Source organism: Bradyrhizobium manausense, assembly GCF_018130615.1.
In the GTDB taxonomy this organism is placed as follows: domain Bacteria; phylum Pseudomonadota; class Alphaproteobacteria; order Rhizobiales; family Xanthobacteraceae; genus Bradyrhizobium; species Bradyrhizobium manausense_A.
Genome location: NZ_JAFCKB010000001.1, coordinates 600,994 through 619,395, shown reverse-complemented (window position 1 = coordinate 619,395; position 18,402 = coordinate 600,994). Strand labels below are relative to the sequence as shown.

The window sequence follows — 18,402 nt, the reverse complement described above, 5'->3', positions numbered from 1 at the left end:
TCGTCATTCCGGGGCGCGCGGAGCGCGAGCCCGGAATCCATACTCCCGATCGTGGCTATGGATTCCGGGCCTGGCCTTCGGCCATCCCGGAATGACGGAGTGTGGCTACCTGTTCGTCCCAAAGATCTTCCGCGCCTCGGCGGGGCTGGCGATCTCGCGACCGGCACGCCGGGCACAGGCGGCGATGGCTTCGATCAGCTGTCCGTTCGAGGTCACCTTCCTGCCGTCGGCGAGATAGAACGCATCCTCGAGACCGGTTCGCAGGTGGCCGCCGAGCTCGGCGCAGCGCTGGTGCAGCGGCCAGATCTCTTCGCGGCCGATGGCGGTGACCTGAAACTGCGCTTCGGGCCGCTTCAGCTTGATCAGGATCGGCAGTAGCTCCGGATCCGAAGGCATTCCCGAAGCAACGCCCATCACGAAGTTATATTCCAGTGGCCCCTTGTACATGCCGACCTGGTGGTACATGCCGACGCAGCGGACGATGCCGACGTCAAAGCATTCGAACTCGGGGATGGTGCCGACTGAATTCATGACGTCGAGATAGTCTTTCACCTTCTCGACCGCGTTGTCGAACATCATCGGCGGCCAAGCCCAGGTGTTGTCGGCCTTCACCTTCAGATAATTCAGCGAGCCGGCGTTGCAGGCGGCGATCTCCGGCCTGGTCTCGCGGATGCAATCGAGCGCGCCGGAGTAGTTCGACCCCGACACGCCCGAGGTGTGGTTGATGATGACGCCGGGGCAGGCTTCGCGGATCGCCTGCTGGATCTCTTTGCTCACGCTGACGTCCCAGGACGGCAGATGCCCCTTATCCGGCGCCTGCTGGCGCAGATGGATGTGCATGATCGACGCGCCCGCATCGAACGCAGCCTTGGCCTCGCGCGCCATCTGCTCGGGCGTCACGGGCACGTTGTGCTGCTTGGGGTCGGTGAGCACGCCGTTCAGCGCGCAGGTGATGACGGCCTTGTCGCTCATGCCAAAAATATCTCGCACGTTGAGAATTCAACGCTTGCGATCATGTGATGCGGGACAAGCGGCTTCTTGCGCGGAGAAGCTAGCTAAAGACGAGCTCTCGTCGGGTGGGCAAAGGCGCTCTTTCGCCGTGCCCGCCACTTTTTTCCATCGCAACGAATGGCGGGCACGCTTCGCTTTGCCCACCCTACGAGAGCGCCGTTAGCTCGCCTCCGCGAGCCGCACCGTCTCGGTGCTGCGATAGATCGCGAGATCACGCGAGCCGACGAAGATGGCGCGCGGCTTCAATCCGTAGAACCGGCGGATCGAGTGGCTGAAATGGGTGCTGTCGGGATAGCCGATATCCTGTGCGAGATGAGCGAGGTTGAGGTCCTGGTTGGCGAAGTGCAGCAGATGCCGCGCGCGCTTCCAGGCCCGGAAGGAGCGGAACGAGATGCCGGTCTCTTCCTTGAACAGATGCAGGAAGCGCGAAGCGGAGAGCCCCGCTTCGGCAGCGCATGTGTCAGCCGTCACCGGTTCGCCGGAAAAGCGCTCGATGCGCGCAACCGCGCGCGTGACGCGCGGATCGAGCACGCGGCGCGGCAGCGCCTCGCCAAAGCACATCTCGTCGAATTCGGCAGTGGTGATGTCGCCATAGCGGCGCTGGCGCAGCAGCGCGTAGGCGGCGAGGATCTTGCGGGCGTAGACGGCCCTGTCGACTCCGGTCAGCCGCTCGGCTAGGGCCTCGATCACGCCGTCAGGCATGCTTTCCGGTTCGAGGGTCACGCTGATTGCAGTGCGATAGTCGCTGGCAATGGAATGCCGCTGATTCGGCAGGGTGACGAACAATTCGGCGGTGGCAAGAACGTCGTCGATGGACAGATGCAGACTGCCTTTCACAGCAACATAGACGTGGCAGCAACCTGGGGTCCGCTTGCGGGGCCGTCCGAGCAAGCCGGCATAAAAGACCCGCTCCGGCGTGATCAACATCAGATGGTCGGATTCGCGACCCTGGTCTTCCATTGGGATCCTCCTCGCGCGGCTCTTTGGCCGCTGCGGACGGAGGTCACCTTAGCGGAAATTTGGGCACTGTCACGACGGGATAGCGCTGTCACGACGCGCAAAAGATTACCATTCCGGGACGAGCATCCGTCTTCCCGGAACCGCGATGAGACCCGTAGTCCCGCCCTGCGGAATGCTCACGCCCTCACACGCGGCGCAACATTCTGTTCAGTGCCGGCCTTCTGCTCCGCAGCAACCGCGCGCTTGAAACCATCGCGTTGCTGCAAACGCGCCCAATAGGCCGCGACATTCGGCCCGAAATCCTTGGCGAGACCGATATTGTCGGCGAGACGTAGCGCATAACCGATGACAATGTCAGCGGCGGTGAAGCGGCCGGCGCACAAGGTTTCGGCTTTAGCGGTCGCGGCCTCGACGGCGCGCAGCCGGCCCAGGAACCATTTCGCATAGTCGGTGGCGACTTGCGGATTGCGGCGTTCCTCCGGCTCAAGCTGGGTGTAGCGGAGCACCAGCGTTTGCGGGAAGGTTAACGTGGCGTCGCTGAAATACATCCAGTTCAGGAACACGCCATAGGCGGGATCCTCGGGGCCGACCATCAGCGGCGTCGGGCCGTGCTTGACGCCGAGATAATGGCAGATGCCGGAGGACTCCGTCATCTTGGTCTCGCCGTCGACCATGAAGGGAATCGTGCCGAGCGGATTGAGTGCGAGATATTCCTTGGCGAACACCCGCGGCGGGAACGGCAGCATCCTCAGCTCATACGGCAGCCCCATCTCCTCCAGCATCCAGAGCGGGCGGAACGAGCGCGCGGCGTCGCAGTGATAGAGCGTGATCATCAGGACTTCCCCCTAGAGCATGATCCGGAAAAGTGTGAAGCGGTTTTCCGACAAGATCATGCTCAAACTTTACGACTCCCGGGCAGCGTACCCATCATCTTGCACAGGACCATCAGCATGACCTCGTCGGCGCCGCCGCCAATCGAGGTCAGGCGGCTGTCGCGATAGGCGCGGCTGACCGGCGTCTCGTTGGTAAAGCCCATTCCGCCCCAATATTGCAAGCAGGCATCGGTGAGCTCGCGGCCGAGCCGGCCGGCCTTGAGCTTGGCCATGGTCGCAAGCCGCGTCACGTCCTCGCCCGCGACCAGCTGCTCCGCGGCGCGATAGATCAGCGCGCGCAGCAACTCGACCTCGGTCTGCATCTCCGCGAGCTTGAAGTGCACGACCTGGTTGTCGAGGATGCTCTGGCCGAAAGCCTTGCGGTTACGGGTGTATTCGATGGTCTGATCGATGATGTACTCGTGCGCCTTCAGGCAAGCGGCCGCGCCCCAGAGCCGCTCCTCCTGGAACTGGATCATCTGGTATGTAAAGCCCTGACCTTCCTCGCCAATCCGGTTGCGCTTGGGGACGCGGACATTGTCGAAGAAGATCTGCGCGGTATCCGATGAGCGCATGCCCATCTTGTCGAGCTTGCGGGCGACGGTGACACCCTTGCTCTTCATGGGCACACAGATCAGTGACTTGTTGCGATGGACCGGACCATCGCCGGTATTGGCGAGCAGGCAGATCCAGTCGGCCTGGGTGCCGTTGGTGATCCACATCTTGCCGCCGGTGATGAGGTAGTCGTCGCCATCGGCGCGGGCGCTGGTCTTGATCGAGGCGACATCGGAGCCTGCGCCGGGCTCGGAGACACCGATGCAGGCCACAAAGTCGCCCGCAATCGAAGGAGCCAGAAACTCGCGCCGCACCTCGTCGGAGCCGAACCGCGCCAGCGCTGGCGTCGCCATGTCGGTCTGCACCCCGATCGCCATCGGCACGCCGCCGCAGGTGATCGCGCCGAGCTCCTCCGCCATCATCAGCGCATAGGAATAATCGAGGCCGGAGCCGCCGAACTCGACCGGCTTACTCAGGCCGAGGAAGCCGAGGCTGCCCATCTTCTTGAACAGCTCATGTGCCGGGAAGATGTCGGCCTTCTCCCATTCATCGACATGCGGATTGATCTCGCCCGCGATGAATTTCTGTAGCGAACGACGGATGTCGTCGTGATCGGCGGTGAATAGCATTTTGTCCTCTTCGTCATTCCGGGGCGCGCGAAGCGCGAACCCGGAATCCAGAGATGAGTTCTACGATATCGAGATTCCGGGTTCGACGCTTCGCGCCGCCCCGGAATGACGCTGAGATCACAACCCCATCTGCCTCGATGCCAGATCCTTCATGATCTCCTCGGTGCCGCCGCCGATGGCGTTGACCTTGACCTCGCGGTAAATGCGCTCGGCCTTGATGCCGCGCATGAAGCCGGCGCCGCCAAAGATCTGCACAGCTTCCGAGGCGCAGAACGCCATGGTCTGCGTCGCCTGGTTCTTCATCATGCAGATTTCCGCGACCGGGCTTTCGCCCTGCTCCAGACGCCAGGCCAGCATCTCCAGCATCGCTTGCGAGGCTGCGACCTTCTGCGCCATGTCGACGATCTTGTGGCGGATGACCTGGTGCTGGGCGAGCGGCTTGCCGAACGTCTTGCGCTCCTTGGCGTAAGCGACGGCCTCGTCGAGACAGACGCGGGCAAAGGCGGTGCAGCCGGCGGCCATGCCCATGCGCTCGCTGTTGAAGTTCTGCATGATGATCTTGAAACCCTGGCCCTCCTCGCCGATCAGGTTTTCGGCCGGCACGCGGCAATCATCGAAATGCAGCGTCGCGGTGTCGGAGGCCCACCAGCCCATCTTCTTCAGCTTGGTGCGCGACAGGCCGGGCGTATCGCCCTCGATCAGGAGCAGGCTGACGCCGCCAGCGCCCTCACCGCCCGTACGCACCGCAACGGTCAGATAATCGGCGCGCACGCCCGAGGTGATGAAGGTCTTTTCGCCACTCACGACGTAGTGATCACCGTCGCGCCGCGCCCGGGTGCGCAAGCTCGCGACATCGGACCCACCACCCGGCTCGGTGATCGCGAGCGCGGAGATCCTGTCGCCAGAGAGCACCTGCGGCAGCACGCGCGCCTTGACTTCCGGGCGCGCCGCGCGCGCGATCGGCGGCGAGCCGATGGTGTGGCTCATCAGGCTGGCGCTGACACCGCCAGCCCCGGCGCGCGCCAATTCCTGGCTCGCGACGATCTTCATGAACTGGTCGGCGGCGATCCCGCCATATTCCTCGGGGAATCCCAGCCCCAACAGCCCGATCTCCGCCGCCTTGCGATAGAGTCCGCGCGGAAATTCGCCGGCCTCATCCCAATCATGGGCGAACGGCGCGATCTCCTTGTCGACGAAGCGGCGCATCACGTCGCGGAAGGCGTCGTGCTCGGCGGTATAGAACGGGCTCTTCATTGCGATTTCGCTTTCGACGACTCCTGCCGTTCCACCATGGCTGGAACATCAGCGGCTCACTTGCGCGGAGTGGCTGGCTGGGGGAGGCGCACCTCGCCGGCCGTGACCTAGCAACTCAACGCAAGACGATTTTCACCCCGCGCGGGCCAACTCCAAATCAAAAAAGACTGCTGCACAAACTCCGGCTGGCCTCCCAGGGCCATGCCGGGCATGGTGCACAGCAATAAAGTTCAGGCGGCACAAGACCGCCGAGGGAGGGACTGTTGGCCGTTCGTTACTACGACTGGATCGTCCATCATGCGCGCCGCTCGCCTGGCAAGGTCGCGGCCATCGACCTCGCGAGCGAGCGCCGGTTCACCTATGCGCAGCTCAACTCCCGCATCTCGCGCCTCGCCTCGTTCCTCCACAACACGCTAAACGTTTCGCGCGGTGATCGCGTCGCGGTGCTGGCGCTGAACACGACCGATACGCTGGAGGTGCAGTTCGCCTGCGGACGGCTGGGCGCTGTCTTCGTGCCGCTGAACACCCGTCTCACCGTACCGGAGCTTCAATTCATCACCGCCGACTGCGCGCCGAAGGTGATGATCCACGACGCCGATCTCGCCGACACCGCACTCGCGGTCGCAAGACTCTGCGATGTCGCGACCAGCCTGCTGCTCGGCCCCGGCGGCGCCTACGAGGCCGGCATCGCGTCCGCCAAGCCGCTCGTTTACGCCGAGGAGGTCACGCTCGATGACGTCTCGACCATCATGTACACATCGGGCACGACGGGTCATCCCAAAGGTGCGACCATCACCCATGGCATGACCTTCTGGAATTGCGTCAATCTCGGCGGCCCCGCCTGCATCGGACCGTCCTCGGTGCTGCTGACCGTGCTGCCGCTATTCCATACCGGCGGCCTCAACTGCTACACCAACCCCGTGCTGCATGCCGGCGGCACCGTGATGATCATGCGCGCGTTCGATCCCGGCACCGCGCTTGGCCTGATCAACGATCCCGCGCAGGGAATCAACGCGTTCTTCGGCGTGCCCGCGATCTACCAATTCATGGCGCAGCATCCGGCCTTCTCGACGACTGATCTGACCCGGCTGATCGTCTGCGGCGTGGGCGGCGCGCCGATGCCGGTGCCGCTGCTGAAGATTTGGGAGGCGCGCGGCGTCGCACTTCAGCAGGGTTATGGCATGACCGAGACCTCGCCCGCCGTGCTGGTGCTCGACCGCGAGGATGCGGCGCGGAAAGCAGGCTCCGCGGGCAAGCCGGTGCTGCACACGGAGGTGCGCATCGTGCGGCCCGACGGCAGCGATGCCGATACCGGCGAACTCGGTGAGCTCTGGGTCAAGGGTCCGAACATCACGCCCGGCTATTGGAACAGGCCTGAGGCGAACAAGTCCTCCTTCACCGACGGCTGGCTGCACACGGGCGACGCCACCCGCGTGGACGAGGAGGGCTTCTACTACATCGTCGACCGCTGGAAGGACATGTACATCTCCGGCGGCGAGAACGTCTATCCGGCCGAGGTCGAGAACGTCCTGCACCAGCTCACCGCAATCGCGGAAGCCGCGGTCATCGGCATTCCCGATGCGCAATGGGGCGAAGTCGGCCTCGCCATCGTCGCAGTCAAACAAGGCCAGCGGCTGACCGAAGCGGATGTTTTCGCGCACTGCGCGGCGAACCTGGCGCGCTTCAAATGTCCGCGTCAGGTCCGCTTCGTCGATGCGCTGCCACGCAACGCCACCGGCAAGATCCACAAGCCGACCCTGCGCCAGGAATTTTCGGTGGCTTCCGAGGTCGACAAGAAAGTCGCCAACGCCTGATCAAAGCGCCCCTCGCGGGCGCTTTCTTGTTTTGAAGTGCCTGCTCCATCCCACAAGAAACCCAAGGAATTTCCATGAAGAACAAGAAACTCTCCCTGCTCGCCGCGGCGGCGGCCCTGACATTGCTTTCCTCCCAGGGCGCCGACGCGCAGAAGGCGTACGACACCGGCGTCACCGACACCGAGATCAAGATCGGCAATGTCGAGGCCTATTCCGGCCCGGCGTCCGCCTACGGCATCATCGGCAAGACCGAGGAAGCCTATTTCAAGATGATCAACGAGCAAGGCGGCATCAACGGCCGCAAGATCAATTTCATCTCCTACGACGACGGCTACTCGCCGCCGAAGACGGTGGAGCAGATCCGCAAGCTGATCGAGAGCGACGAAGTTTTCCTGGTGTTCAACGCGCTGGGCACGCCGACCCAGACCGCGGTGCAGAAATATCACAATTCCAAGAAGGTGCCGCAGCTCTTCCTCGCCACCGGCGCCAGCAAGTGGAACGACCCGAAGAATTTTCCATGGACCATGGGCTTCCAGCCCAGTTACCGGGTCGAGGCGCGGATTTTCGCAAAATACATCCTGAAGGAAAAGCCGGACGCGAAGGTTGCGATCTTCTATGCCAATGACGATTTCGGCAAAGACTATCTGGCCGGCATCAAGGACGTGTTCGGCGACAAGGCCTCGAAGCTGATCGTGGCCGAGGAAAGCTACGAGACCTCGGAGCCGTCGATCGACGCCCATATCGTCAAGCTCAAGGACACCGGCGCCGATGTCTTCGTGAATATTTCGACGCCGAAGTTCGCGGCGCAGGCGATCAAGAAGATCGCGGAGCTCGGCTGGAAGCCGATGCATCTGATGACCGACGTGTCGGTGTCGATCGGCGCGGTGATGAAGCCGGCCGGCCTCGAGGCCTCCGAAGGCGTGCTCTCGGCGGGATACCTCAAGGATGCGTCGGATCCGCAATGGAAGGACGACGCGGGCATGAAGAAGTTCATGGCCTTCATCGAGAAGTATATGCCCGGCGCGAACATTTCAGACGCCAACCTGGTCTACGGCTATGCCGCAGCCCAGACCATGGTGCAGGTGCTGAAGCAGTCAGGCGACAATCTCACCCGCGAGAACGTGATGAAGCAGGCCGCCAGCCTGAAGGACTTCGCCCCCGACACGCTGATCCCGGGGATCACGATCAACACCTCGGCGACCGACTTCGCACCGATCGAGCAGCTCAAGATGTGGCGATTCAAGAGCGGTCAGTGGGAGCTGTTCGGCCCCATCATCAGCGCCGAGCCGAGCGGCTAGCTCAGGCCGAAAAATTGCTGGTACGCGCGAGATGGCGGCCGAAAGGCCGCTATTCTTTGTGACCACGGTCACGTGAGCTCCGGAGCCACTTCAATGCCAACGACGGAGAGGCCAAGACGACGCACATCGCCGACGCCTATCAGCACGGGGCAGGCCCATGCCAGGATGGCGATGCCCGACCGCGGCAGATCGAGGCTCAGCGTGTAGCGGTCACGACCGATCTCGATCGCCGCGGGATCGACACGCGCGCCGTCGAGATAGAATTGCGCACCGATTTTGGCGAGCGGTGCGCGCAGGGCGGGGCTTCGGATGCAGACCATGTTGCGCCCGGCTACGCCCCTGATGCGGACGGCCGCCTCCGGCTCGCTCCAGCGAAACGTGTGGCCGGCCGCGACCTCCAGGCCGTGAAATCCGATCCGCGCGAGCACGTGATCGCCGAGCAGTCTCTGCGCAGGTCCGGCACGGCCGCGAACATCATGGATACAGACAAGCCGCTGAAGCCGGATCAGTGATGCGATGTAGCGCTTCAACCAATGCGCGACGGCGCTGCTCGACCCGACCAAAAGCAGTGCCGTCAGCATCGATCGTGCATGTGCGACGGCGAGCAGCGCCGCGAGGCGGAGATGGAGATCACCAAGCAGCGCCGGCTCGATCCAGCGCCACACAGCCCGCAGCTTCTCGCCGGGCCGCCTCCAGCCTCCGTCGCACAGCAACGCTTTCAGCGCGTGGAGGGCCAGCGGACGATCGAAATCGTCCATCTCACTCCATTCGCGGGGAATCTCGAGCAGTTCACTGCCGGGATCGCGCCTGTCGTCGCTGAGATAGCGGATCTCGCCCTGCACGAAATCGAGGGTGAACGTCTTCAGCTCACCGACCCGGCCGACGTAATAGTGATGGAAGCGCGCCTCTTCGAGATAGCCGATGGCGTAACCTCGCGCAGAATATCCGGCGGCGAGCACCCATTCGGCGAAATGGCCGAGCTCTTGGCGCAGACCCCCGCATTCCCAGTAGACGTCGCGCCGCGTCACGAAGCACTGGTCGAGCACTTTGCGCCAGGGGTGCTGCTTCATGCCGAACTCGATGTCGGCCTGATACATCGCGGCTTCCGCCTCCGACAGGCGGTTGTGGCAGATCGGAACCGAGCGGCAGGAAAACCCGGCCCAATCGGGATGATCATCAATCGCGCGGATGCAGAGCGCGATCACGTCGGGCTCGGGCCAGCAATGTGCCTCCGTGAAGAACAGATAGCGGCCGCTAGCCCTGGCCGCACCGACTGCGCAAAGCCCGATATCGTGAACGCAATCGGCGAATTCGAGGCGCGCAGCGTCGCCGGCGAGCGCCTTAAGCTCAGCACGTGCGGTAAAATCCGGCGGTACGACCAGGATGATTTCGTAGAGAGACCGATCGGCCGTCTGCGACGTCCAGCCGAGCCAGGACTGCTCCCACTGCCCGCGGTGGTGTTCGAGCGGGATGATGACGGAGAACAGCGGCCGGTCGGGACTCAAGCCGGATTTCATGCCGGATTCCCCTCCTCAACAAAATCGCGCGGGACGCCAGTCCGGCGCAGGTTCAGGCGGGCAGAAACACCGCAAACGACTCCTCGACAGTACGCCGAAGGTGATCGCGATACAGCTTGTAGTTCGCGTGGTCGGGAGCGATCCTTCCCACAACGGGATCGGTGATCGTCCGCGCCGGCACATAGGCTATCGGTGCCGCGACCGGCGTCAATTGCGAGCCGGCGCCAGCGCGCAGCGTCGAGATGATGCCATACATCGCGCCAGACACGGTCGGCCGCGATACGGTGATCACGCGATGCTGACCATGCTTGTTGATGACAAGATAGATGAACCCCGACTGATGCGGCACGGCAACTTCGCCGGTGTGCTCATAGGCCGCATCGGTCCGCTCGCCCTCGCGGAAGACCAGCGAGGAGACCTTTGGCTCCCAGATGATCTCGGTTCGATAGGCGAAGATCGCGTCCTTGTCGCCGAAGGACGGCCGCAGCGTGATGTAGACATCCTCGAGCCAAGTCACCGCGCGATGCGAATAGGAGCCGAGGCTGTCGGGCGCGACGTCGCTACCGGCCGCCGGCGCCGGCGCAACCGGGTTCTTGCGCAGGGATACGCCCAGCGCCTGCTCCAGCCGGACCGTGGTTGCCAGCGTGAACGGGCGGCGGCCGCCAAGCGCCTTCTCCAGCGTCGACAGGCTGAGCTTGGCCTGCTCGGCCAGCGCCTGCCGCGAGATCCGGCGCCTGGCAATTTCCTCGCGGATCGTCTCCGCGACCTCGCGGCTCTGCTCGTCCGAAAGCTGCCGGTCCGAGAGCTTGTCTTGCGTCTGCATCGTTAACCCTGCTCCACGGCCGCCAGTCTAGCAGGGCGGACAAGTCAGCACAAAACCGGACATCGCCGCCAAGGCGGCGGCCTGCCCGGGCCAGCCTTGGCGGAACATTGCCGATCATTCTGCTCGCGAATTCGCCCCCTCCGGACCGATGCTTAGCGGCATCAAACAGCTTCGGGAGCAGGCCAAATGGACAATTACGACACGGTCGACAGCCACGAACACCCCTGGCTCGGGAGGCTGATCAAGGTCGGTCTGTTCCTTCTGGCGCAAAGCATTGCCGTGCTGCTGGTGAGCTTCGTGGCCCTGCTGGTCAGTTTCGAGACCTCCTGGTCGGCGACGACGGAGCAGGCAAGCCTGCTCCAACCTGGCGATGCCAAGTCAGGGAGCCTCCTCCTGAAGCAGGACGGCGCTTACACCGAAGCCATCCGCCTCGGGATCGACGTCGACATCACGGTATCAGGCCCGACCCTGCGTACGCGCGTCACGCAAGCCTTCCGCAACCCGACCAGGGACTGGGTCGAGGCAACCTATGTCTACCCGCTGGCCACCGACGGCGCCGTCGACACGCTCAAGATGGTGGTCGGCGACCGCGTCATCGTCGGCGACATCAAGGAGCGTCAGCAGGCCCGCATCATCTACGAGCAAGCCCGCCGCGACGGACAGAAGGCCGCGCTCACCGAGCAGGAGCGGCCCAACATCTTCACCAACTCGGTTGCCAATATCGGTCCTGGCGAGACCGTGCTGGTGCAGATCGAATATCAGGAGCCGATACATCAGTCCGGCAACGAATATTCGCTGCGTGTGCCGCTCGTCGTCGGGCCGCGCTACAATCCGGCGCCGATCGTGCAGAGCGTCGACTTTCGCAAGGACGGCTCCGGCTGGGGCGCCACCGCATCAGACCCGGTGCCGGACCGTGACCGCATCTCGCCGGAGGTCGCGGATCCCGCCAGGAGCGCGCCGCTCAATCCGACCAGCATCACGGTGCACCTGAATTCCGGCTTCGCGCTAGGCGAGGTGAAGAGCCACCACCACAACGTCAAGATCGAGAGCCCGGACAACAGGACGCGCGTGGTGACACTCGCGGACGGCACCGTGCCCGCCGACCGCGACTTCGAGCTGACCTGGAAGCCGGTCGCCGAGAAAGCGCCGTCGGTCGGCCTGTTCCGCGAGCATGTCGGCGATGCCGATTACCTGCTCGCCTTCGTCACGCCGCCGGCCGCCGAGCAAGCCACGCAGAAGCCGTTGCCACGCGAGGTCGTGTTCGTGATCGACAATTCCGGTTCGATGGGCGGCACCTCGATCGAGCAGGCCAAGGCGAGCCTGCTCTATGCCCTCGGCCGGCTGCAGCCGAACGATCGCTTCAACGTCATCCGGTTCGACGACACCATGGACGTGCTGTTTCCGACCTCGCTGCCGGCCGATGCCGCGCATGTCGGCGAAGCGACCTCGTTCGTCCGCGCATTGCAGGCGCGCGGCGGCACCGAGATGGTGCCCGCGATGCGCGCGGCACTGACCGACAAGATCAATGACACCAACATGGTTCGCCAGATCGTGTTCCTGACCGACGGCGCGATCGGCAACGAGCAGCAATTGTTCGAGACCATCACGGCGATGCGGGGCCGCTCGCGCATTTTCATGGTCGGCATCGGCTCCGCGCCCAACACCTATCTGATGACACGCGCTTCCGAGCTTGGCCGCGGTGCCTTCACCCATATCGGCTCGGTCGAGCAGGTCGAGGAGCGCATGCGCGGCCTGTTCGCCAAGCTGGAGAACCCTGCCGTGACCGGGCTCTCCGCAAAATTTTCCGAAGCCAAGGCCGACGTCACCCCCGCGATCATTCCCGACGTCTACCGCGGCGAGCCGCTGGTGCTCGCCGCCAAGCTCGACAAGCTCGCTGGCTCGCTTGAGATCAAGGGCCGTGTCGGAGACCGCCCATGGTCGGTGACGCTGCCGTTGCAGAACGCCGCCGAAGGCAAAGGCCTGTCAAAACTCTGGGCCAGACGCAAGATCGGCGATGCGGAAGTGGCGCGGACGCTACGCGAGATGGCGCCGGAGGATACGGACAAGACGATTCTTGCGCTGGCGCTCGACCATCAGATTGTCACGCGGCTGACCAGCCTCGTCGCGGTCGACAAGACGCCGAACCGTCCCGATGGCGAGCCGCTCAAGCTCAGCGAGCTGCCGATCAACCTGCCCGCGGGCTGGGACTTCGCAAAAGTGTTCGGCGAACGGCCGCAGCTAACCCCGACACAGTTGCGCGAGCGCCGCGCCGATGCAGGCCAGCCTGCCACAAGGCGGCCGGCGCCTGTCACACCCGACGCCATCCGCTTGCCCAAGACCGCGACATCAGCCGAGGTGAAGATGATCGCAGGCCTCATCATGATCGTTCTCGCCCTGATCCTGTTCGTGTTCAACCGGCGTCGGACCTTGCTCACTGACGCCGCTTGAGGGAGGAGCCCCCCGAACTCCTCTTGCTTGGCGCGCGCGGCTGCCCGTCCCGAAACCAACGGCCGCGCGCGTCTTTTTTGGGAATGTCGCTCCGGGGCGGCTCGCAGGGCCGAACCCGGAATCTCGAGATTCTCCGGTGCGCAATTCCGCACCGGAGTTCGATGCTTCGCATCGCCCCGGATTGACGGAACAAGAGATGCCAATGCCCCGCCTCATCTCGCCTCTTGTCCTGGCGCTCGTCGGAACGATCCTGTTCGGTGACGGCGCCTACATCCACGCCAAGGCGTGGCTCGCGCAGGTGCTGCTGGAGCGAGCGTTCGACAGGAGCATTGAGACCGGGCAGGTGGTCAAGCCATGGTCCTGGGCCGATACCTGGCCGGTGGCGCGGATCGAGGTGAAGCGGATCGGAGCCAGCGCGATCGTGCTGGAAGGCACGAGCGGCCAGGCACTTGCCTTCGGCCCTGGCCATCTCGACCGAACGGCTGATGCGGGCGAACGCGGCGTTGCGGTATATGCTGCACATCGCGATACACATTTTCGCTTCTTGCGAAATGTTGCCATTGGGGACGTGATCGATGTCACACGCAGTGACGGCAAGCGCTTTCGCTATCGCGCAGATTCCTCCGCGATTGTCAGGTTCGACGCATCGGGTATTGATCCCGCGACTGGAGATTTCGAGCTTATGCTGACGACCTGCTGGCCGTTCGACGCCATCACGCCCGGCCCCGAACGTTACCTCCTGCATGCCACCCTGATCGGAGATGGTGAATAGCCATTCGCAATCGACCCGTGTGGGATCGGTCGCGCTCCCGCAAACATGCGTGGCGTGCGCGGCAGGCGCGTCAATGGAACCGCTGAACTGGCGCTACCGACTGTAGACTTGTAAGCAAAGGCCTGCGAATTTTGCGGCGGAGCCGGGCGGGAAGAAGGGGTAAATGGACGAAGAACTCAGGCAGCGAGTGGAGCAGCTCGAAAACCGTGTCGCGCTGCTGGAGCGGAATCTCGATCTCGTTGCGGCCGGTCAGAGACGTTCCTCGCTTCGCAGTCTTTGGCGGCGTCCGCCGATGTGGACCTTCGAGCAATATCCGGCGCGATTGCTCAACCTGAACGCGTTCAACTCCGCACCCGCGACCCCTGCGAACGCACCGCGGATCGCGATGGTCACGCCGAGCTACAATCACGCGCAATATCTCGACGCCACGATCGAGAGCATCCTGGGCCAGGCGTATCCGAACCTCTATTATCACGTGCAGGACGGCGCCTCGATCGACGGCACGATCGATCTTCTGAAGAGCCGCGGCGACAGCATCAGCTGGAAAAGCGAGCCGGACAAGGGCCAGTCCAACGCCATCAACCTCGGTTTTGCCGGCGTCGATTGCGAGATCATGGCTTATCTCAACAGCGACGACATGCTGCTGCCGGGCACGCTCGCCTATATCGTCAGCTATTTCATGTCGCATCCCGATGTCGACATCGTCTACGGCAACCGCATCTTCATCGATCGCGAGGGGCTCGAAGTCGGCCGCGCGGTCCTGCCCCGCCACGACGGCAAGGCGCTGCAATATGCCGACTACATTCCGCAGGAGACGATGTTCTGGCGTAAGCGCGTGTGGGACAAGATCGGTCCGATCGACGAAAGCTTCCATTATGCGATGGACTGGGACTTCATCCTGCGGGCGCAGGGCGCTGGATTCAAGTTCGTGCGCCTGCCGCGGTTTCTCTCCTGTTTCCGCATCCATGATGCGCAGAAGACCGCAGCCACTTACGCGATCGGCGTCAAGGAAATGGGCATCTTGCGGCGCCGCGTCCTCGGATTCGATCCGACGCAGATGCAGATCCGCCGTGCCATCGCACCTTATCTCCTTCAGCAGCTCGCCTATCACTATGCCTACAAATGCGGGGTCTTGCGCTATTGAGGCGGCGACGCGAACCGACGATTGAAGTCGTCATTTGCGATCCGCCGCGCATTCCGCCCGGCGGCATGCAGCTGTGCTGGTTGCCACTCCCCGCAACTCGCCATACAACCACGTGACGCACCGCCAAGAAGAACAACAGGTGAGGTCACACCATGGAAGCTCAGGTCTCTGCCGCGTCGGTTCCTGCCCGCCCATGGTCGCCGCCGCCCGATGCCAGCGAGATCGTCAAGGGCATCCACGCCATGCTGCATCCGCACAACATCGTGCTGGTGGGCGCGACCAACAAGCCGGGCAATTACGCCGAGCGTATCTGGAACAATCTGATCAAGTACGGCTACGAGGGCGGGCTCTATCCGGTCAACGCCAAGCGCAACACCATCTGGGGCGTGCCCTGCTACAAGGATTTTGCGAGTCTCCCTGAGAAGCCCGATCACGTCCTGGTGCTGGTGCCCGCACGCTTTGCCGTGCAGGTGATCCGCGACGCTGCTGCGGCCGGCGCGCGGTCAGCCACCATCGTCACTTCGGGTTTCAGCGAGTTGCAGGATGATGAAAGCCAGAAGCTCGCCGCCGAACTGCGACAGGCCGTGCGCGAGACGGGCCTCGCCGTAACCGGCCCGAATTGCCTCGGCAATCTGAGCGCCGGCGAAAAGCTTTTCACCAATATCGACGACCGCATCGTCACCATGGAACAGGGCGCGGTAGCGATTGCCGGCCAATCCGGCGCCATCGTCATGGCGATCCGGCAGGCGCTGGAGGATCGCGGCGTCGGTGTCGGCTATATGGTGACAACCGGCAACGAAACCGGGCTCGAGACGCCGGACCTGATGCGCTATTTCGCCGAAGATCCGAGCGTTGGGGTGATCGTGGTCTATCTCGAAGGCGTGCGCAACACCAAGGCGTTTCGCGACGCCTGCAAAGCGGCGCGTGCCGCGAGCAAGCCGGTGATCGCGCTCAAGCTCGGATCGTCGGAGGGTGGTCGCGCCGCCGCGATGGCGCACACCGGTGCGCTGGCGGGTTCGATCGAGACGTTCGACGCGATCGCAACCCGTGAGGGTGTGATCCGCGTGAGCGGGCTCGACGAATTGATCGAGACCACCGAATGCTTCGTCCACGCCGCAGTGCCGAGAGGCGACCGGCTTGCGGCGGTGACGTTATCCGGCGGCAAGCGCGGCATGCTGATCGACGCCTTCTATGCACAAGGCCTGAACTTTGCGCCGCTGATCCCGCATGTCAGCGGCGAGCTTGCAAAAATGCTGGGGCCGGGCTCGATCGTCGGTAATCCGCTCGACGCCGGCTTTGCCGCGGTGGTCGATCCCTCCGTCTACATGAAGTCGATCAAGCTGATGATCGACGATCCCGATATCGACATCGTCATCATCGACGCCGAGCTTCCAAAAGCGCCACACGAGCAGCGCGAGCGCAATTTGCGCATCGTCAACGAGATGGCAAGCCGGGCGTCAAAGCCCGTGATCTATATCAGCGCGATGTCGATCGGCTTCACCGAGTTCACCAAGGGCCTGCGAAAGTCGTTGCCGCATCTCGCAGCGATGCAGGGCATGGACCGCGCCGTGACAGCCATCAAATCTCTGCTCGCCTACGCCAAGCTGCGCAAGGAGGTGCCTGACATCGTCTCCAGCTCGAAGCCCGCCGCGCGCGCCGTGCTGGAGAAAGCGTTGAAGTCGGCGAGCGGTGCTGCGCTCGACGAGGTCGCATCAAAGAAGCTGCTGAGGGCCTATGGCATCCCGGTTTCGAGGGAAGGAATTGCGCAGACGGCGGCAGAGGCGGTGAAGATCGCAAAGCAGATCGGCTTTCCGGTGGTGGCGAAAGTCGTGAGCGCCGAGATCCTGCACAAATCCGATATCGGCGGTGTGGTGCTGAACCTCACCAGCGCGGCCGAAGTGAAGAAGGCCTTTTCCGACATCACCGCACGAGTGACGAAGCTGAAGGGTAGGCCGAAGCTCGACGGCATCCTGATCGCGCAGCAGGTCAAGGCCGAGCTCGAGCTCGTGGTCGGCGCCTCGCTCGATGCCGAAATGGGTCCGGTCGTGCTGTTCGGCACCGGCGGCATCGATATCGAGCTGATGAAGGACGTGGCGCTGGCCGGCGCACCGCTGGACGAGGCCGAGGCCCGGCTTCTGATCGGCCGCACCAAGGCCGGCATCAAGATGCGCGGTTATCGCGGCAGGCCGGCCCTGCACGAGACTTCGGCCGTAAAAGCACTGGTCGGCCTGTCCAATTTGATTGCGGATGCCGGCAACCGGATCGCTTCGATCGACGTCAACCCCTTCCTGATCAATGCCAAAACCGGTGTCGCGGTCGATGCCCTGATCGTGTTGAACAATGCGGCGGCAAGAAGCGCTGCCAAGCATTGATGTCGCATGGGCGGGCAAGTCGTTAACCCGCCCGCGCTAACATTGCGGCCGTCCGGGCTCCTTCCAACTTCCCCGCTTTGGTCGTAAAATCGCACCCGCATGGCACGCGCGAGCAATCTGGCGATCGGGACGACGACACTGGCGGTGATCGCCGTGGCGTTCGGCGGCATGCTCGGCGTACAAAAATGGCGCGCCATCCAGAGCCGTAGCCAATTGCGCGTCGTGTTCGAAGGCGGTTCCGCAAGCGGCCTGCGCCGCGGCGGCCCGGTCAATTTCGACGGCGTGCCCGCGGGCCAGATCCTGTCGATCAAGCTGGATAATCCGCGCAAGGTCGTGGCGCTGGTGTCGCTCGACAATAGCGCGCCGATCCGCAAGGACACGGTGGCCGGCATCGAGTTCCAGGGTCTCACCGGTGTCGCTGCGGTCTCGCTGATCGGCGGTGCCCCGTCCGCACCGCCAGTGCCGCTGGACTCGGATGGCGTGCCGGTCCTGACCGCAGATCTCAGCGACGCCGAATCCATCGTCGACACACTGCACAGCGTCGACCGCACCATCATCAGCAACGCGCCGGCGATCAAGGACGGCCTGCGCACATTCGAAAACTACACCGCCGACCTCAGGGGTAAGGGCGATGAGATCGACGCCGTGATGCTGAAGGTCGACAATGCTTTTGCGGGGTTCGACAAGGCGGTCACCAAGATCGAGGGCGTGGTGCCGGGCTTCGTCGACGGCAAGGCCGACGAGCTGTTCGAGAAGGTGAAGGGGCTGCACGAGCTCGCCGACACCATGAAGAAGAAATCGGCCAACTTCCTCGAAGACACCCGCCGCTCGCTGCTCGACGTCAGCGATGCCGCCAACAAGATGAGCGGAACTCCCGCACCCGCCGCCGCTCCGCGCCCGCCGCGCAAGCCGGCGCAGCCGAAGCGGTAGGGC

General features: G+C 63.7%; 14 protein-coding genes. 7 read left to right on the top strand and 7 right to left on the bottom strand.

What is annotated here, in order from left to right:
• Nucleotides 1-105 precede the first annotated feature (105 nt).
• From JQ587_RS02900 to JQ587_RS02880, 5 genes are all read right to left on the bottom strand, one after another.
• The gene (locus JQ587_RS02900) at nt 106-972 is read right to left on the bottom strand and encodes a beta-keto acid cleavage family enzyme (protein WP_212424360.1); all 867 of its coding nucleotides are present in this window, start codon (nt 970-972) and stop codon (nt 106-108) included.
• A 198-nt stretch (nt 973-1,170) separates the two neighbouring features.
• On the bottom strand, nt 1,171-1,971 hold the full coding sequence (locus JQ587_RS02895; RefSeq protein ID WP_212424359.1) for a helix-turn-helix domain-containing protein: 801 nt from the start codon (nt 1,969-1,971) through the stop codon (nt 1,171-1,173).
• 176 nt (nt 1,972-2,147) lie between these two features.
• Entirely contained in the window at nt 2,148-2,804 is a 657-nt protein-coding gene (locus JQ587_RS02890; RefSeq protein WP_212303329.1) for a glutathione S-transferase family protein, read from the bottom strand.
• 62 nt (nt 2,805-2,866) lie between these two features.
• Nucleotides 2,867-4,027: an acyl-CoA dehydrogenase family protein gene (locus JQ587_RS02885; RefSeq protein WP_212424358.1), complete on the bottom strand. Its 1,161-nt coding sequence runs from the start codon at nt 4,025-4,027 to the stop codon at nt 2,867-2,869.
• Between the two features lie 117 nt (nt 4,028-4,144).
• The gene (locus tag JQ587_RS02880) at nt 4,145-5,281 is read right to left on the bottom strand and encodes an acyl-CoA dehydrogenase family protein (protein ID WP_212424357.1); all 1,137 of its coding nucleotides are present in this window, start codon (nt 5,279-5,281) and stop codon (nt 4,145-4,147) included.
• 263 nt (nt 5,282-5,544) lie between these two features.
• Here JQ587_RS02880 and JQ587_RS02875 point away from each other — a divergent pair, with 263 nt between their 5' ends.
• Together JQ587_RS02875 and JQ587_RS02870 are read left to right on the top strand one after the other, a co-directional pair.
• Nucleotides 5,545-7,095 (top strand): acyl-CoA synthetase, encoded by a 1,551-nt coding sequence (locus tag JQ587_RS02875; protein WP_212424356.1) that lies wholly within the window; start codon nt 5,545-5,547, stop codon nt 7,093-7,095.
• Between the two features lie 74 nt (nt 7,096-7,169).
• Nucleotides 7,170-8,393 carry an ABC transporter substrate-binding protein gene (locus tag JQ587_RS02870; protein ID WP_212424355.1) on the top strand — a complete coding sequence of 408 codons (1,224 nt, stop codon included), beginning with the start codon at nt 7,170-7,172 and terminating at the stop codon, nt 8,391-8,393.
• A 68-nt stretch (nt 8,394-8,461) separates the two neighbouring features.
• Here the strand turns inward: JQ587_RS02870 and JQ587_RS02865 are convergent, their stop codons facing one another.
• Complete coding sequence (locus JQ587_RS02865; RefSeq protein WP_212424354.1) at nt 8,462-9,910, bottom strand: glycosyltransferase family 2 protein; 1,449 nt, start codon at nt 9,908-9,910, stop codon at nt 8,462-8,464.
• A 52-nt stretch (nt 9,911-9,962) separates the two neighbouring features.
• Complete coding sequence (locus tag JQ587_RS02860; RefSeq protein ID WP_212424353.1) at nt 9,963-10,733, bottom strand: helix-turn-helix domain-containing protein; 771 nt, start codon at nt 10,731-10,733, stop codon at nt 9,963-9,965.
• 186 nt (nt 10,734-10,919) lie between these two features.
• Between JQ587_RS02860 and JQ587_RS02855 the strand changes: the two genes are divergently transcribed.
• The 5 genes from JQ587_RS02855 to JQ587_RS02835 all read left to right on the top strand — a co-directional run bounded on the left by JQ587_RS02855 (nt 10,920) and on the right by JQ587_RS02835 (nt 18,399).
• Nucleotides 10,920-13,181 (top strand): marine proteobacterial sortase target protein, encoded by a 2,262-nt coding sequence (locus tag JQ587_RS02855; protein WP_212424352.1) that lies wholly within the window; start codon nt 10,920-10,922, stop codon nt 13,179-13,181.
• 202 nt (nt 13,182-13,383) lie between these two features.
• Nucleotides 13,384-13,953 carry a class GN sortase gene (locus JQ587_RS02850; RefSeq protein ID WP_212424351.1) on the top strand — a complete coding sequence of 190 codons (570 nt, stop codon included), beginning with the start codon at nt 13,384-13,386 and terminating at the stop codon, nt 13,951-13,953.
• Between the two features lie 163 nt (nt 13,954-14,116).
• Nucleotides 14,117-15,097: a glycosyltransferase family 2 protein gene (locus JQ587_RS02845; RefSeq protein WP_212303320.1), complete on the top strand. Its 981-nt coding sequence runs from the start codon at nt 14,117-14,119 to the stop codon at nt 15,095-15,097.
• Nucleotides 15,098-15,249: 152 nt separating this feature from the next.
• Nucleotides 15,250-17,469 (top strand): acetate--CoA ligase family protein, encoded by a 2,220-nt coding sequence (locus JQ587_RS02840; protein WP_212424350.1) that lies wholly within the window; start codon nt 15,250-15,252, stop codon nt 17,467-17,469.
• Nucleotides 17,470-17,568: 99 nt separating this feature from the next.
• The gene (locus JQ587_RS02835; protein ID WP_212424349.1) at nt 17,569-18,399 is read left to right on the top strand and encodes an MlaD family protein; all 831 of its coding nucleotides are present in this window, start codon (nt 17,569-17,571) and stop codon (nt 18,397-18,399) included.
• Nucleotides 18,400-18,402: the final 3 nt, after the last annotated feature.

Bases quoted from the DNA above. Each gene is read 5' to 3' on its own strand.
- JQ587_RS02900 (WP_212424360.1), bottom strand. From the start codon at position 972: ATGAGCGACAAGGCCGTCATCACCTGCGCGCTGAACGGCGTGCTCACC.
- JQ587_RS02895 (WP_212424359.1), bottom strand. From the start codon at position 1,971: ATGGAAGACCAGGGTCGCGAATCCGACCATCTGATGTTGATCACGCCG.
- JQ587_RS02890 (WP_212303329.1), bottom strand. From the start codon at position 2,804: ATGATCACGCTCTATCACTGCGACGCCGCGCGCTCGTTCCGCCCGCTC.
- JQ587_RS02885 (WP_212424358.1), bottom strand. From the start codon at position 4,027: ATGCTATTCACCGCCGATCACGACGACATCCGTCGTTCGCTACAGAAA.
- JQ587_RS02880 (WP_212424357.1), bottom strand. From the start codon at position 5,281: ATGAAGAGCCCGTTCTATACCGCCGAGCACGACGCCTTCCGCGACGTG.
- JQ587_RS02870 (WP_212424355.1), top strand. From the start codon at position 7,170: ATGAAGAACAAGAAACTCTCCCTGCTCGCCGCGGCGGCGGCCCTGACA.
- JQ587_RS02865 (WP_212424354.1), bottom strand. From the start codon at position 9,910: ATGAAATCCGGCTTGAGTCCCGACCGGCCGCTGTTCTCCGTCATCATC.
- JQ587_RS02860 (WP_212424353.1), bottom strand. From the start codon at position 10,733: ATGCAGACGCAAGACAAGCTCTCGGACCGGCAGCTTTCGGACGAGCAG.
- JQ587_RS02855 (WP_212424352.1), top strand. From the start codon at position 10,920: ATGGACAATTACGACACGGTCGACAGCCACGAACACCCCTGGCTCGGG.
- JQ587_RS02850 (WP_212424351.1), top strand. From the start codon at position 13,384: ATGCCCCGCCTCATCTCGCCTCTTGTCCTGGCGCTCGTCGGAACGATC.
- JQ587_RS02845 (WP_212303320.1), top strand. From the start codon at position 14,117: ATGGACGAAGAACTCAGGCAGCGAGTGGAGCAGCTCGAAAACCGTGTC.
- JQ587_RS02840 (WP_212424350.1), top strand. From the start codon at position 15,250: ATGGAAGCTCAGGTCTCTGCCGCGTCGGTTCCTGCCCGCCCATGGTCG.
- JQ587_RS02835 (WP_212424349.1), top strand. From the start codon at position 17,569: ATGGCACGCGCGAGCAATCTGGCGATCGGGACGACGACACTGGCGGTG.